This window comes from Archangium violaceum Cb vi76 (assembly GCF_000733295.1).
GTDB classification, from domain to species: domain Bacteria; phylum Myxococcota; class Myxococcia; order Myxococcales; family Myxococcaceae; genus Archangium; species Archangium violaceum.
The window spans coordinates 219953-233583 of the sequence record NZ_JPMI01000378.1; the positions used below are offsets into that span (position 1 = coordinate 219953).

Below are 13631 nucleotides of genomic sequence, written 5' to 3' on the forward strand. Positions count from 1 at the left end.
AACAGGAGGGCCCGCTGTTGGAGAGCCAGATGAACCCTCAGCTGCTCCTCCAGGACTCCGCCTCGTTCCGGCGCACGGTGGTGATGATGGTGCTGATCGCCATCCTGCTCTTCGACTGGCAGCCGGACTCCCGCCTGCTCAGCGCGCCAGCCCGGAGGCGTGAGGATGACCGGCCCCTTCCCGAGGATGGGAGCGAGGTAGCCGCTCCCGCCGCGAGGACTCCCCGTGCCGCACACCTGGTGGAGTCGCCGCCCCGGCCCCTGCCCGGCGTGCGGCAGGCGGCGCGGCGCCGTCCCGGGCGACACGGCTGAGTCCCGGCGGAAGGCTCACCGCGAGGGTGACGGGGCCTTCCGCTGTCGCGCGAGCAGCGCCAGGAACACGCCGCACAGCAGCGCCGAGCCCGCTCCCACCAGCCGCGCCGTCAGCGTCTCGCCGAGCAGCAGCACCCCGCCCACCGCCGCCACCACCGGCACCGCGAGCTGCACCACCGCCGCCCGCATCGCCGTCAGGTGCGGCAGCGCCGCGTACCACAGGCTGTAGCCCACCCCCGATGCCAACGCCCCCGACGCGACCGCGAGTCCCGCTCCCTCTACCGTCGCTCGCGGTGCTCCCAGGAACAGCGGGGCCAGCAGGGACAGCGCGAGCGTCATGGGCACACCGCGCAGGAAGTTGTCCGCCGTCGCCGCCAGCGGGTCCGCGTTGCCTCGTCCTCGCAGGGAGTAGATGCCCCACGCCACCCCCGCTCCCGCCATCAGGGTGGCTCCGAGCGCGTCCGGTGCCGTGGCTCCCGGCAGGCGCAGCACGATGAGCCCTCCGAGCGCCATCGCCAGCCCCAGCCACTCGAGTGCCCGTGGGCGCTCGCCCCGGAAGAGCCCTATCCCCAGCATCGTCGCCTGCACGCAGCCGAAGAGGATGAGCGCGCCCACTCCCGCCGGGATTCGCACGTACGCCAGCGAGAAGCCCGCCGCGTAGGCGAACAGCGCCAGCCCCGAACCCCACGAGCCTCTGCGTTCCGTGCTTCTGTTGCCGCGCACCCGTAACAGGAGCCACAGGACGAGGGCTCCTGATGCCAGGCGGATGCTCGTGAAGCTCGCCGCGTCGATTCTCCACGCTCCGTTCTCGAGCGCGGCTCGGCACAGCAGGGAATTGGCCGCGAAGCCGATCAGCGCGAGGACCGTGAGCACTCCCGTCTTCCACATGGCTCGATGACCCTCACCCTGACCCTCTCCCAGAGGGAGAGGGGATTGACGCGGTGGCGAACCCGGGGGACGGGCACCCTCACCCCGTCCCTCTCCCGAGGGGAGAGGGGTGTTCATCTCCACAGACCCACCGAGATTCCGAAGTCCGAGTAGCGTCTCGAGACGTCGAACGACGCCGTCAGCGCCCAGTCATCCAGATATCTGAACAGGAAGAGCTCGAAGCCCCCCGTCACGTGGGCCCTTGGCAGGTGGTCCTTGAACGGTGAGGGCTCGATGAAGGCTCCCAGTCTCGTTCGGAGTCGTCCCGGCCAGGTTTCGTGTTCCACTCCCACCCTGGGTTGCAGCATCCCTGACACGCCCACCTTCTCCGGCGCCGAGAGCACCGTGAACGAGCGCACCGGCACCGCGTTCTCCGCCGGCGAGATGAAGTCCGCCTGCGCGCTGATGAGCCACTGGCCCGCCAGCCCTTGCGTTCCTTCCTCGGCCGGTACCTCCGAGAAGTGGTCTCCCTCCAGCATCTGCCGGCGCGCCGCGGGCGAGAGCTGGTTGTAACGCTCGGCGCCCTCTCCCAGTCTCCAGCTCGCTCCCACTGACATCACCGCCGGTGACACCACCGCCGAGTACAACTGCCGGCCCGCCAGGAAGGGCACCTGTCCCTCACCTCGTCTCCATGCGCCCACCACCTCCGGTCTCACCGACACCCCCACCCGGTACGCGCGCCCGTGCGGCCGGTACAGCATGTCCAGCGCCAACCCCGTGTCGCCGTAACGCCAGTCGCCCTCCGGCTTGTGGCTGAAGACCGCCTGTGCGCTGTAGATGCCGAAGCCGATGATGAAGTCGTCCCGCCCCAGCGCCACCGCTCCCGCCAACGAGGACTGCACCAGCGATACGCGGATGCGGTCACTCGAGTCGCAGAGCACCGTGTTGCAGTAGGCCACCTGGTAGTTGCGCAGCGAGAAGCCCAGCCCGAAGTTGCGGTACTGCAGCATCACCGCGCCCTGGAGCTGCAACGTCTCCGGCGCGTCGTCCGGTTGGCCGTCGTTGTCCAGGTCCTCGCCCTTCACCTTCGCCAGCGGCAGGTTCATCCAGGACAGCGTGACGCCCACGTCCCAGTCCCGGTCCAGCCTCGGCCCGCGGTGCGCCAGCGCCGCCTGGTTGTGCGTGAAGCCCGCCACGCCCTCGGCGATGCCCACGTACGCCCCACCCAGCCCCACCACCCGCGACGAGCCCATCAGCACGCCCGAGTTCAGGTACAGCCGCTCCGGCCGGGTGGCCTCGGGCACCTCCTCCTGTGCCCGCGCCACCGCCCCCGCCAGCAGCACCCCGACGACCATGAGTGCTGCCCGCATCAGCCCTGCTTCACGACCTGGGTGAAGTGCGTGTCCGCCTCGGCCGCCAGCTTCGTGTCACGCCACGTCAGCCCTCCCGCGTCGTGCGTCACCAGCGCCAGCGTCACCTTGCGCCAACGGATGTCGATGTCCGGGTGGTGGTCCGCCGCCTCGGCGGCCTTCGCCACCCGGCTCACGAACTCGATGCCCGCCAGGAAGCTCGGCGCCTCGTACGTGCGGCGGATCATCCCGCCCTCGTGCTTCCACTCGGGGTGCTCCGTGAGGAACTGCTTCAGCGCCTCGGGGGTCAACTGCGTGCGGTCATGGGCCATCACTCGTCTCCTCTATCGCAACCGGGGGCCGCTGTCTCAGGCGCGCTCCACCGCGCGCCGCCACTTGGTCAGGTACCGTTCACGCACCTCGGGCTTCATCTTCGGCTTGAAGACCTTGCCCACCTTCCAGGCGCGGCGGATGGCGTCCGTGCCGCTCCATACGCCCGCTCCCAGGCCCGCCAGGAAGGCGGCCCCCAGGCTCGTCGTCTGCAGGTTCTGCGGACGCACCACCTCCGTCCCCAGCATGTCCGCCTGGAACTGCATCATCAGGTTGTTGGCCGACGCGCCTCCGTCCACCTTGAAGGACGGAATCTCCCGCCCGCTGTCACGCCGCATGGCCTCGGCCAGGTCGTGGATCTGCATCGCCACGCCCTCGAGCGCCGCGCGCGCCAGGTGCGCCACCGTGGTGGAGCGGTCGATGCCCGCGAAGAGCCCGCGCGCCTCCGGCCTCCAGTGCGGCGCTCCCAGGCCCGCCAGCGCCGGGACGAACACCACGTCCCCGCTCTCCTTCACGCTCGCCGCCAGCGGCTCCACGTCCCCCGCCTTCTTGATGACCTTCAGCCCATCCCGCAGCCACTGCACCGCGGCCCCGGCGATGAAGGAGCTGCCCTCCAGCGCGTAGGCCGTCTTGCCGTTGATCTTCCACGCCACCGTGGTGAGCAGCCCCGCCTTCGAGGCCACCGGCGTCTCGCCCGTGTTCATCAACAGGAAGGCCCCGGTGCCGTAGGTGCACTTGGACTCGCCCGGGTTGAAGCACGCCTGCCCGAAGAGCGCCGCCTGCTGGTCTCCCGCCATGCCGCTGATGGGGATGCCATCCGGCAGGCTCTTCATGCCCCGCGTGGTGCCGTAGCTCTCCGCCGAGCCGCGAATCTCCGGCAGGCACGCCGCCGGCACGCCGAAGAGCGTCCGCATGCCCTCGTTCCACTCGAGCCGGTTCACGTCCATCAGCAGCGTGCGGCTGGCGTTGGACACGTCCGTGACGTGCGACTGGCCTCCCGTCAGCTTGTAGACGAGCCACGTGTCCACGGTGCCGAAGCACGCATCCCCCTTCTCGGCGCGCTTGCGGGCCCCCTTCACGTGCTCCAGCATCCACGTCAGCTTCGTGCCCGAGAAGTACGGGTCCAACACCAGGCCCGTCGTCCGCCGCACCCGGTCCTCCTCGCCCTGCTCACGCAGCTTCGCGCAGTGCTCCGAGGTGCGCCGGTCCTGCCAGACAATCGCGTGGCTCAGGGGCTTGCCACCGTCGCGCAGCCACAGGCCGGACGTCTCGCGCTGGTTGGTGATGCCCACCGCGGACAGGTCCTTGCCCGCCAGCCCCGCGTCCTTCAGCGCCAGGCGGATGCACTGCTCGACACTGGTCCAGATTTCCTCCAGGTCGTGCTCCACCCAACCGGGCTTGGGGAAGTACTGGGTGAACTCGCGGTACGAGCTCCCGACCACGCGCAGCTTGTCGTCGAGGATGGAGACGTGCGTCCCGGTGGTGCCCTGGTCCACTGCCAGCACGTACTTCGCCTTCGCCATGGATGAAGCCTCCTGAGGCTGCCTGGGTGGTGTGCGGGCGCAACATACCCGAGCCTGGGCTCTTGGCACGCGCGGCGTGGACGCCTAGCCTGCGCGCCATGCCTTCTGTGAAGGAATTACGGGCGCTGCCCCAGGTGGATGTGAGGACGTTCCAGTCCGAGCACGGACCGGTGGCGCTCATCCAGCAGCCTCCCGCGCCCGTCTTCCAGCGGGTGGCCCAGCAGATGGGCGGGGCGCGCACGGTGTTCATGGCCCACCGCTCGCGCCTGGCGGACCGGTTGATGGCGATGCTGCAGGGTTTCGAGCACCTGCAGGTCCTCTTCCTCAATCCGAAGACGGATGGCGAGGTGTTCGCCGTGGGCCGGCTGGAGACGAGCTCCCTGGTCATCCATGATCCGTCCGTCTCCAAGTTCCACGCGCTCGTGCGCTGGAGCGCGGCGGACGGCAACTGTTTCGTGCGCGACGCGGGCTCGATGAACGGCACCTTCGTCAACGCCATCGCCCTGGGGGAGCAGGAGCAGCAGTTGGTGGATGGGGACGGCCTGTCCTTCGGCGACGCGCAGTTCCTCTACGTGCGCACCGACACGCTCCACGCGCACCTGGCCATGGCCGCCCCCGTGTCCCGCTAGGGATTGCGTCAGGCGGGAAGCTGCCGGCGGGCCATGAAGCGGCGCGCGGACAGTAACGCGAGCCCCCCGAGGCTGAAGCGGCCCAGCGGGGTGAGGCCGAGGAGGAAGTTCGCGGCGGGGCGCCGGGCCAGGGTGTTGCGCCGGTACCAGGGAACGCGGGGCCGCTGGAAGAACTTCGAGAGAATCAAAGCGCCGAGTGCCTTCTTGGCGAGGGCCATGCTGTCGCTCCTGTGTGGAATCGCCCACGGGTCCATTCCCGGGGTGCGGTGTCCCTCAAGCTGGGGGCCGCGGTGGCCGGGGACAGCCCGCGGACGGGCCGGGGCCTGGCCGCCCGCCTGCTCGCCCTTCGGACGAAAGCACCCCTTCGGACAACGCATGTCCACCAGACGGCGTCTCGGGGCCCGCGGAGGTTCGTCCGGCCGTGCGATGGGCGGGCAGTGCCTACCTTGTCCCTGTCCCGGTGGGGGTGGGCCACCCGGGAGAGGGAGGGAGTGGATGAAGGGCTTCATCTTCGAGGAGCTGAACGGCGGGGCGAGCTGCCGCACGTACCTCATCGTCAGCCCGCGAACGCGCCAGGCGCTCATCGTGGACCCGGTGCTGGAGCTGGTGCCCGGCTACATGCAGCGGCTGGCGAAGGACCAGCTCCGGCTGATGATGGTGGTGGACACCCATACGCACGCGGACCACCTGTCCGGAGGCCGCGAGCTGTCCCGGATGACGGGCGCGGTGCACGCGGGGGCTCCGGAGGGCTCGGTGCGGCGATTGCTGCGCGAGGGCGAGGTGCTCGCGGTGGGCGACGTGCACCTCACCGTCTGGGACAGCCCGGGGCACACCTCGGACGCGCTGGTGCTGGTGATGGAGGACCGGGTACTGACCGGCGACACGCTGCTCATCGGCGCCACGGGCCGGACGGACCTGCCCACGGGCGATGCCGAGGCCGAGTACCTCAGCCTCCAGCGGTTGTTGTCGCTGCCCGAGGACACACTCGTCTTCCCCGCGCACGACTATGGCGGCCGGACGTTCAGCACCATCGCCCACGAGCGCCTCACCAACCCGCGCCTGCGGTTGGAGCACGAGGCCTTCATCCGGCTGATGACGACTCCGCGCGCCGAGAAGCCCGCGCGCCTGGAGGAGGCACTGGCCTACAACACGCGCCCGCTGGAGGCGCGTGACGAGCCGGCCGAGCAGATGGCCGTCTTCTAGGCCACGCGCGTGTTGCGCTGGGTGCGCTCGCGGGCGATGAGCTCGCGCGCCTCTGGCTCCGTGGCGACGAAGTGCATGTCGAAGGTGAGCTTGCCCGTCATGGCGTGCACGAAGGCCAGGCTCTTGGCCACCGCCTTCTGCACGAAGCCCGCGCCAATGTAGACGGAGCCGAGGAACCAGCCGGGATTGATGCTCTTGGAGACGTGCTCCCGGGCCTCCGTCTCGACGGAGGTGGCGTCCGTGAGGTCCGTCACCACGAAGTAGGGGTGTTTGTTGCCCAGCTCACCGTAGAGCTCCGACAACGCGATGGCGTCCTGCAGCGTGGTCTCTCCGTGGATCTTCACCCACAGGATGTCCGGCTGTTCGAAATGGGCGGTGTGGGTCCCGAACTTCCACTCGCGTTGGATGGTCATGTCTCCCCCGAGAACGGTTGCGCGGCATCCTACCCGTCAGGGTGGAGAGGGCGAGCGGTGCCACGCGCGGACCCGCTGTATTTGTCCAGCAGGGAGCGTTCCTCGGCGATGAGCACGCGTGCATCGTTCTCTGTCGGAACGAAGTGCTGCGGCCGCGTCTGCTGGCCCGTGAGGGAGTGGAAGAAGCTCATGCTGGTGGCCACCGCCCGCTGCATCAGTCCCGCTCCGATGTAGATGGCGCCGTGGAACCAGTCCGCGTGGAAGTTCCAGGAGACGTGGTCCCGCGCCTTCAGGTCCACGGTGGTGGCCTCCGAGAGGTCCGTCACCAGGAAGAAGCGCTGCTGGCTGCCCACCTCGCGGTAGAGCTCGAGGATGGTGATGGCGTCCTCCAGCGACGTCGCGCCGCGAATCTTCATCCACAGCACGTCGGGGGGCTCGAACCAGGCCCGGTGTGTCCCGAAGCTCCACTCGTGCGGCTGCGACATGGTGCTACCCCCCGTTGGATACGAGTCTACACGGGGGCACTCCCTCAACGCCCTCGTACGGGAGTGTCGCCATATCCCGTCAACTCGACATAACCACGTCCCTGGACCGGCTGGCCCGCGTGGGTGCCCGAGAAGCGCACCGCGCCTTCCCAGTAGCGCACACTCACCGGCAACTCCTGGTCCGCGAGCGCGGGTGTGATGTCCAGTGTCAGACCTCTCGACGGCACCGAGAGCTTCCAGCGCGCCGGGTACGCCACGCCACTGTGGGGGCTCGTCCAGGTGTCCGCCACCTCCAACCGGATGTCCTGGCGCGACAGGTGCACCGGTGCTCCCTCGGAGGGGACGAGCGTGCCCGCGCTGAACGCGTCCGCCGTGCCGTCGTGCCGGCGCAGTTGGTAGTACATGAGCTCGCCGCCGTCCGAGAGCTGGAGCGCGAACCAATCCCAGCCCACCAGCTCCTGGCCGAGCGCGCTGGTGCCCCACTCGCGGTCCATCCAGCTCCGCCCCGTCACCTCGTACGCGCGGCCGTCCACCGTCACCTGTCCGCGCGTGGGCATGCGGGTGAGCGAGTAGTAATAGGAGGCGTTGCCCTTCTGGGGTCCCTTCTGGCTCAGGCCCCGGTCCCCCTGGAGCACCGGCGGCTTGCCAGCCTCCAGCTCCAGTGACAGCGACACGTTCCCGCTCCGGGCGGTGAGCCGCAGGGGCAGGACGCCGTCTCCGATGGCCTCCGCGCTCCAGTCCTCGAGCCAGACGCGGAAGGGCCCGTTGCGCGCGCCCGCCAGGTCCATGGCTTCGCGGCTGAAGCGCTCGGTGGCGTGGAAGCGCCCGCCGGTGATGTCCGAGAGCGCGAGGTGCCCCATGTAGATGTGCCGGGTGCCCCACGCGGACGCGCGCTCCGCCTCCCCGGGGGCCAGCGCGCTGCGGAAGAGGGTGAACTGGTAGCCGAACTCGTGCCCGTCCGCCGTGGTGAGGTTGCCCGTCCAGTACCACCACTCGGTGTGGAAGCCGGGGTGGGGGCCATGGTCCTCGGGGAAGTGGAACTCCCGGGGCTCGAGCGCTCGCGTGTAGCCCTCCGCGCCGCTGGCCCCGCCGAGCGCCTCCGACACCTTCATCGTCGGGGCGTTCTCCAGGGGCGGCGACGTGTCGCGCGTGACGTAGGCCGCGCCGGCCGCGAGCCCCACGAGCACCACCGTCACACCGATGACGAGTCCGCGTCCGCGCATCGCCTCACTCCTCCCTCAGCGCCAGGGCGGGGTTGGCGCGCGACATCTTCCAGGAAGGGTACAGGCCGGCGAGCGCCGCCGCCGCCAGGGCCAGCACCATCGCCTGGGTGAGCACGTCCCCGGAGACGAGCAGTTGCAGCGTCCACCCGAAGGAGCGCTGGTTGATGACGTGGACGAGCACGTACGCGAGCGCCACGCCGAGCGGCAGCGAGAAGAGTCCCGCGAGCAGGCCCAGCAGCCCCGTCTGGAGGGACACGAGGCCCCAGAGCTGGCGCGGAGTGAGGCCGGTGGCGCGCAGCACCGCCAGCTCGCGCGCCCGCTCCAGTTGCAGCGCCATGAGCGCGCTCAACACGCCGATGAAGGCCACGCCCACCGCGAGCAGCCGCAGCACGTGGGTGATGGTGAAGGTGCGGTCGAACACCTCCAGGGACAGCTGGCGCAGCGCGCGGTTGGACTGGATGCCGAGCGCCTGCCCGGTGCCGGCGCGCTCGCGCACCCGGGCCACGAGCGCGTCCACGTCCTGCCCGGGCTCGGCGTAGAGGGCCACGCCACTCACGCGTGCGTCCTGGAAGTGGAGCAGGTAGGTGCTCCGGAGCATCAGCACCGTGCCCGTGTCCGAGCCGTAGTCGAAGTACACGCCCACCACGCGGAAGCGGCGCGGGCCCTGGTCCGTGGCCAGCTCCACCGTGCCGCCCACGCCCAGCCGGCGGTGGAAGGCGAGGGGCTCGGAGACGAGGACGGCGTCCGGTGCCTCCAGCTCCTTCCACACGCGCGCCGGGTCTCCCTCCTTGAAGCGGTAGGGGCGCACCGGTGTGGCACCGAAGTCCACCGCGCGCACGTCCGTGGGCACCCCGTCCACGCGCACCTGCACCGTGCGGAGGGTGCTGCTGCTGGCCACTCCGGGCGTGGCGCGCACCTGCTCGGCGAGTCCCGGCGCGAAGGTGGCGCCACCCCGCCGGGTGACGAGCGCGGGCGGGGACACGTAGACGTCCGCCTCCAGCGAGGACTCCAGCCAGTCCGCCACCGTGCCGCGGAAGCTCGTCACCATGAGGCCCACGCCCACCGTGGTGGCCACCGCCACCATCAGCGCCGCCAGCGCCACGGCGGTGCGGCTGAGGTTCGACGTCACGCCTCGCGCCGCCATGCGCCCCAGCAGCCCGAAGGGACGTCCCAGCGGACCCGCCGCCAGTCCCGCCAGCTTCGCCGTCAACCAGGGCACCAGCAGCGACGCGCCGAGCAGCACCGAGAAGAGGCCCGCGTAGGCCGGCAGCAGCTCGGGCGTGGGCAGGGACAGCAGCCCCACGCCCAGCGCGAGGATGACCAGTCCCAGCAACGCGAGCCGGGGCGCCCGGTTGCGCGACACGTCCTCCAGCATGGAGCGGCGCAGCGTCACCGCGGGTGCCGAGCGCGCGGCCTCCCACGCGGGCAGCATCGCGGCGGCCAGCGTCGCGCCCAGGCCCAGCAGCACGCCCTTCACCAGCGTGAAGGACTCCAGCGAGAGGCTCCGAACGCTCACCACCAGGTACAGGTCGTTGAGCGTCCGGGTGACGAGCTCCATCAACCCGCGCCCGAGAACCACCCCCAGCAACAGTCCCGCCACCGTGCCCACCATGCCCAGCACCGCCGCCTCGCCGAGCACCAGGGCGAAGAGCTCGCGCCGGGTGATGCCCACCGCGCGCAGCCGGCCGAGCTGCTCGCGCCGCTGCACCACCGAGAAGGTCATCGTGTTGTAGATGAGGAACGTCCCCACCACGAGCGCCAGCAGCGACAGGGCGGTGAGGTTGGTGCGGAACGCCCGCGTCATCTGCTCCACCGCGTTGCCCCGGGTGTGGGGCCGGATCACCTCGACGCCTTCGGGCAGCAGCGGGCGCAGGCTCGCCAGCCGGGCCTCACCGGCCTCTCCGTCCGGCAGCTTCAGGTCGATGCGCGAGAGGCGCCCCACCTGTCCGAGCACCTCCTGCGCAGTGGAGATGTCGGTGAGGACGAGGCCCTCCATCGCCTGGGCACGGTTCTCGTCCCCGGACTGGAGCAGCGCCACCACGCGCAGTGGCTTCACCACGCCCTCCATGGCCACCTGGAGCGGGTCTCCGGCCTTCACGTTCAGCGCCCGGGCCGTGCGCCCGGTCATGAGGGCGGCGCCGGGCTCGGTGAGGAAGGCGCCCATGTCCACCCTGCCACCGCCTCGGGGAACGAAGGAGCGGAAGGGCGCTTCGGCGAAGGGATCCACTCCCAGGACGGTGAGGATGCGCTGATCTCCGCTCCTCGCGCGCACGTGGCCTTCCACCACCGGAGCGGAGACGGGGGCGCCGGGCTGGAGACGCAGGTCGCGGTACACGGACTCGGGCAGCCCCGAGGGCCCACCGACGAGCTGGTGGGTGGCGCGGCCCGCCACCGTATCCGTGGAGCGCTCGAAGGCGCGCATGGCGCTCGCGTTGGCGAGGTCGATGGACACCACCACCGCCACGCCGAGCGCGATGCCGAGCAGGGACAGGGCGGTGAGCCACGGGTGGCTGCCCAGGTGGCGCAGGCTGGAGCGGATCAGGAGACGCTGTTTCACGCGCGGGCCTCCCGCTCGACGAGCCGGCCCGCTTCCAATGACAGCACCCGGTCCGCTCGCGCGACGAGGCCGGGGTCGTGGGTGACGATGAGCGCGCAGGCCTTCTCGCGGCGCGTGAGTCCCTCGAGCAAGTCCAGCACCTTGCGCCCCGTCTGCTCATCGAGGTTGCCGGTGGGCTCATCGGCGAGGAGCAGGGGAGGGGTATGGGCGAGCGCGCGGGCCACGGCCACCCGCTGCTGCTCACCACCCGAGAGCCGGTCGGGGAAGCTCGCGGCCCGGTTGCCGAGCCCCACGGTGTCGAGCAGCTCGCGCACGCGGTTGCGTGAGTCGAGGCCGTCGCGGCCGGTGAGCTCCAGGGGCAGGAGGATGTTCTCCTCCACGGTGAGGGTGGGCAGCAGGTTGAAGGCCTGGAAGATGAAGCCGATGCGCTCGCGGCGCAGCAGGGTGCGCTCGTGCTCGCTCAGGGTGACGAGCTCCCGGCCATCGACGCGCACCGTGCCCCGCGAGGGCAGGTCGATGCCGCTGATGAGATTGAGAAGCGTGGATTTACCCGAGCCGCTGCGGCCGAGCAGCACGATGAACTCGCCCGCGTGCAGGGTGATTCGCACGTTGGCGAGCACCTCGCGGACGGCATCGCCCTCGGCGTAGGACTTGGAGACGTCTTGGAGCTCGACAACGGGCTGGGCGGGGGGCATGCGCGGGGAGTCCCTAACGGATGCGCGACGGACACGCACGTTCCGTGTGAACCAGGTCCTCGTCAGCCTGCCCGGCCTGGGGGATGCCGTGCGGTCCGGGGCAGGAGTTGGTCGTGTTCCCGGAAGCGGATGTGCGGGCGGGGCGCACGGTTCCTCGGGCCAAGGTGTTTGCCCGAGCGCGCGAGTGTCTTGGGGGGGTGTTGAGCTGGAGCGGGCAAGCACTGCCGTCCCGGGTTCATCCGCAACCGCTGACTGGACGAAACGTGAACCCGCCAAGGTTCACCGCACTCGTTGACGTCAACGAGTGGTGTGGGTGCATGTGTGATGCTCGTTGACATCAACGAGTGAGGAGAGGGGAACCGTGGCCGCGGCGGGGCCGCGCGACCTGATACGTTGAGGTCCTCCGAGGTAGGCCCCGCGTGTCCACACATCCGCCATCCCCCAGCCCCGAGCCCCCCCTCCTCGCCGGCATGGTTGCCGCCCTGAATCCGCCCGACGACACGTCTCCACTGCCCGTGGGTACCGTCATTGGCGGAGACGTGGTGGAGGGGGTGCTGGGCCGTGGCGGCTTCGCCACGGTGTACCGGGTGCGCAGCCCCAGCGGCTACGTGTCCGCCCTCAAGCTGCTGCCGCTGGACGAGGGCCCCGAGCGGGCCGAGCGCGCCTGGCGTGAGATGTTGCTGGGCACGCGCCTGAACCACCCCAACCTCGTGCGCCAGTTGGGCGCGGGGAAGTGGCCGCTGGAGAACCCGCGCTACCTGTGGGTGAAGATGGAGATGGTGGAGGGCCCCACGCTGGACGCGTGGGGACTGGCGGGCGGGCGCACCGTGGGCGAGGTGATGGAGCGGGTGCTGGAGGTGGCGAGCGCGCTGGCGGTGTCGCACGAGGCGGGCGTGCTCCACCGGGACGTGAAGGAGGCCAACATCCTGGTGAGCCAGAGCACCGGGCAGGCGGTGCTGGTGGACTTCGGGGTGGGCTGGCACCCGGCGTGCCCCACCCTGACGAAGGGGATGTTTCCTCCGGGCACGCCGGCCTACCGCGCCCCCGAGGCCTGGGCCTATGGCCGTGCGCACGCGGGCGAGCCGGGCGCGCACTACCGGGCCGGGGTGGGGGATGACCTGTACGCGGTGGGCGTGGTGCTCTACCGGCTGCTGACGGGCCGCTTTCCCTTCCGTCCCGCCGAGCACGGAGGCGAGGACGTGGAGGCGGTGCTGCACCGCGAGCCGCTGCCGCCGCACCTCGTCAACCCACGGGTGCCCCTGGCGGTGGAGGAAGTGTGCCTGCGGCTGCTGGCCAAGACACCGGAGGCGCGCTACCCGGGCGCGGTGGCGCTGTGCAAGGAACTGGAGGAGCTGCGGGCCCGGACGGACGTGGACTGGGCGCGGGTGCTGTACCCGGAGCGGCGGCGTCCGGAGAAGCCCCGGGCACGCTGGGGCCGACTCCTGGCGGTGGTGGGCGTGGGGTTGGCGGTGGCGTTGGGGGCCTGGTGGCTCGGCTCCAGCCAGGAAGTGGCGCCGGAGGAGCCCACGCCGGAACCTGTGCGGGCCGTGGCCGCGCCTCCTGCCGAGGCGCCTCCTCCCCCGGCCGCCGCCCCGTCGCTGGCGCTCCGAAAGGACAGTGCCCCCGTGAAGCAGCCGCAGACGTCTGACCCCCAGCCCCAAGCCACCTCCAAGCGCCGCAAAGCCGCCGTGCGCACCGCATGTCTTGGACTCACCGGCGCCGCGCTCCAGGCCTGCATGGGCACGCCGCAGCAGGTACCGTCCGAGCGCCCCGCTCCGCCGCCCCAGGCGTGTCCCGCCGGAGCCCTGGAGACGATGAAGAACACGCTCGGCTTGAGCCTGGGGGAAGTGAAGAGCGTGGACTGGAGCAGCGTGCGGGGAATGTCCGTGCTCGTCCAGGAGGACGCGACCCTGCGCGTGGGGGGAGACTGGGAGACGGGGGCTGATCGGTGGGGCAAGGGCGAGAAGGTGGCGCTGCCGAACAACACCCGCCTCACCGGGAAGCTCTACGTCAAGGAGGGGCGGGTGTACGGCCGCTTCACCGAAG

Annotated in this window: 14 protein-coding genes; 4 read left to right on the top strand and 10 right to left on the bottom strand. The window is 70.8% G+C overall.

The features are described 5' to 3' along the window. Window positions 1–29: 29 nt before the first annotated feature. Window positions 30–311: a hypothetical protein gene (locus tag Q664_RS47080; protein ID WP_152622766.1), complete on the top strand. Its 282-nt coding sequence runs from the start codon at window positions 30–32 to the stop codon at window positions 309–311. A gap of 15 nt (window positions 312–326) precedes the next feature. On the opposite strand, the gene Q664_RS47085 is transcribed toward Q664_RS47080, so the two are convergent. From Q664_RS47085 to glpK, 4 genes are all read right to left on the bottom strand, one after another. Next, window positions 327–1199 carry a DMT family transporter gene (locus tag Q664_RS47085; protein ID WP_043412536.1) on the bottom strand — a complete coding sequence of 291 codons (873 nt, stop codon included), beginning with the start codon at window positions 1197–1199 and terminating at the stop codon, window positions 327–329. Between the two features lie 113 nt (window positions 1200–1312). After that, on the bottom strand, window positions 1313–2548 hold the full coding sequence (locus Q664_RS47090; protein WP_043412540.1) for a hypothetical protein: 1236 nt from the start codon (window positions 2546–2548) through the stop codon (window positions 1313–1315). Further along, complete coding sequence (locus tag Q664_RS47095) at window positions 2548–2859, bottom strand: 4a-hydroxytetrahydrobiopterin dehydratase (RefSeq protein WP_043412542.1); 312 nt, start codon at window positions 2857–2859, stop codon at window positions 2548–2550. The genes Q664_RS47090 and Q664_RS47095 overlap by 1 nt, the downstream gene beginning before the upstream one ends. A gap of 36 nt (window positions 2860–2895) precedes the next feature. Beyond that, window positions 2896–4380: a glycerol kinase GlpK gene (gene glpK, locus Q664_RS47100; protein WP_043412544.1), complete on the bottom strand. Its 1485-nt coding sequence runs from the start codon at window positions 4378–4380 to the stop codon at window positions 2896–2898. Between the two features lie 98 nt (window positions 4381–4478). Between glpK and Q664_RS47105 the strand changes: the two genes are divergently transcribed. Then, complete coding sequence (locus Q664_RS47105) at window positions 4479–5009, top strand: FHA domain-containing protein (protein WP_043412547.1); 531 nt, start codon at window positions 4479–4481, stop codon at window positions 5007–5009. Window positions 5010–5017: 8 nt separating this feature from the next. On the opposite strand, the gene Q664_RS58610 is transcribed toward Q664_RS47105, so the two are convergent. After that, window positions 5018–5227, bottom strand: coding sequence for a hypothetical protein (locus Q664_RS58610; protein ID WP_043412549.1), 210 nt, complete (start codon window positions 5225–5227; stop codon window positions 5018–5020). A gap of 277 nt (window positions 5228–5504) precedes the next feature. Between Q664_RS58610 and Q664_RS57085 the strand changes: the two genes are divergently transcribed. After that, window positions 5505–6212 (top strand): MBL fold metallo-hydrolase, encoded by a 708-nt coding sequence (locus Q664_RS57085; protein WP_052519583.1) that lies wholly within the window; start codon window positions 5505–5507, stop codon window positions 6210–6212. Here the strand turns inward: Q664_RS57085 and Q664_RS47120 are convergent. Genes Q664_RS47120 through Q664_RS47140 form a run of 5 tightly spaced genes read right to left on the bottom strand, consistent with a single transcriptional unit; the run spans window position 6209 to window position 11585 of the window. Next, on the bottom strand, window positions 6209–6625 hold the full coding sequence (locus tag Q664_RS47120; protein ID WP_043412551.1) for a hypothetical protein: 417 nt from the start codon (window positions 6623–6625) through the stop codon (window positions 6209–6211). The two genes, Q664_RS57085 and Q664_RS47120, sit on opposite strands and share 4 nt — an antisense overlap. 29 nt (window positions 6626–6654) lie before the next feature. Further along, entirely contained in the window at window positions 6655–7110 is a 456-nt protein-coding gene (locus Q664_RS47125; RefSeq protein ID WP_043412552.1) for a hypothetical protein, read from the bottom strand. 44 nt (window positions 7111–7154) lie between these two features. Continuing rightward, complete coding sequence (locus Q664_RS47130; RefSeq protein ID WP_043412553.1) at window positions 7155–8333, bottom strand: lipocalin-like domain-containing protein; 1179 nt, start codon at window positions 8331–8333, stop codon at window positions 7155–7157. Window positions 8334–8337: 4 nt separating this feature from the next. Then, window positions 8338–10890, bottom strand: a complete 2553-nt coding sequence (locus Q664_RS47135) for an ABC transporter permease (RefSeq protein ID WP_043412555.1) — start codon at window positions 10888–10890, stop codon at window positions 8338–8340. Continuing rightward, entirely contained in the window at window positions 10887–11585 is a 699-nt protein-coding gene (locus Q664_RS47140) for an ABC transporter ATP-binding protein (RefSeq protein ID WP_043412556.1), read from the bottom strand. The genes Q664_RS47135 and Q664_RS47140 overlap by 4 nt, the downstream gene beginning before the upstream one ends. 470 nt (window positions 11586–12055) lie before the next feature. Here Q664_RS47140 and Q664_RS47145 point away from each other — a divergent pair. Then, the coding region (locus Q664_RS47145) for a serine/threonine protein kinase (RefSeq protein ID WP_043412557.1) at window positions 12056–13631 on the top strand (1576 nt) is incomplete at its 3' end.

Excerpts from the sequence above, each read along its gene's own strand:
- Q664_RS47080 (WP_152622766.1), top strand. The coding sequence starts at position 30 with ATGAACCCTCAGCTGCTCCTCCAGGACTCCGCCTCGTTCCGGCGCACG.
- Q664_RS47085 (WP_043412536.1), bottom strand. The coding sequence starts at position 1,199 with ATGTGGAAGACGGGAGTGCTCACGGTCCTCGCGCTGATCGGCTTCGCG.
- Q664_RS47090 (WP_043412540.1), bottom strand. The coding sequence starts at position 2,548 with ATGCGGGCAGCACTCATGGTCGTCGGGGTGCTGCTGGCGGGGGCGGTG.
- Q664_RS47095 (WP_043412542.1), bottom strand. The coding sequence starts at position 2,859 with ATGGCCCATGACCGCACGCAGTTGACCCCCGAGGCGCTGAAGCAGTTC.
- glpK (WP_043412544.1), bottom strand. The coding sequence starts at position 4,380 with ATGGCGAAGGCGAAGTACGTGCTGGCAGTGGACCAGGGCACCACCGGG.
- Q664_RS47105 (WP_043412547.1), top strand. The coding sequence starts at position 4,479 with ATGCCTTCTGTGAAGGAATTACGGGCGCTGCCCCAGGTGGATGTGAGG.
- Q664_RS58610 (WP_043412549.1), bottom strand. The coding sequence starts at position 5,227 with ATGGCCCTCGCCAAGAAGGCACTCGGCGCTTTGATTCTCTCGAAGTTC.
- Q664_RS57085 (WP_052519583.1), top strand. The coding sequence starts at position 5,505 with ATGAAGGGCTTCATCTTCGAGGAGCTGAACGGCGGGGCGAGCTGCCGC.
- Q664_RS47120 (WP_043412551.1), bottom strand. The coding sequence starts at position 6,625 with ATGACCATCCAACGCGAGTGGAAGTTCGGGACCCACACCGCCCATTTC.
- Q664_RS47125 (WP_043412552.1), bottom strand. The coding sequence starts at position 7,110 with ATGTCGCAGCCGCACGAGTGGAGCTTCGGGACACACCGGGCCTGGTTC.
- Q664_RS47130 (WP_043412553.1), bottom strand. The coding sequence starts at position 8,333 with ATGCGCGGACGCGGACTCGTCATCGGTGTGACGGTGGTGCTCGTGGGG.
- Q664_RS47140 (WP_043412556.1), bottom strand. The coding sequence starts at position 11,585 with ATGCCCCCCGCCCAGCCCGTTGTCGAGCTCCAAGACGTCTCCAAGTCC.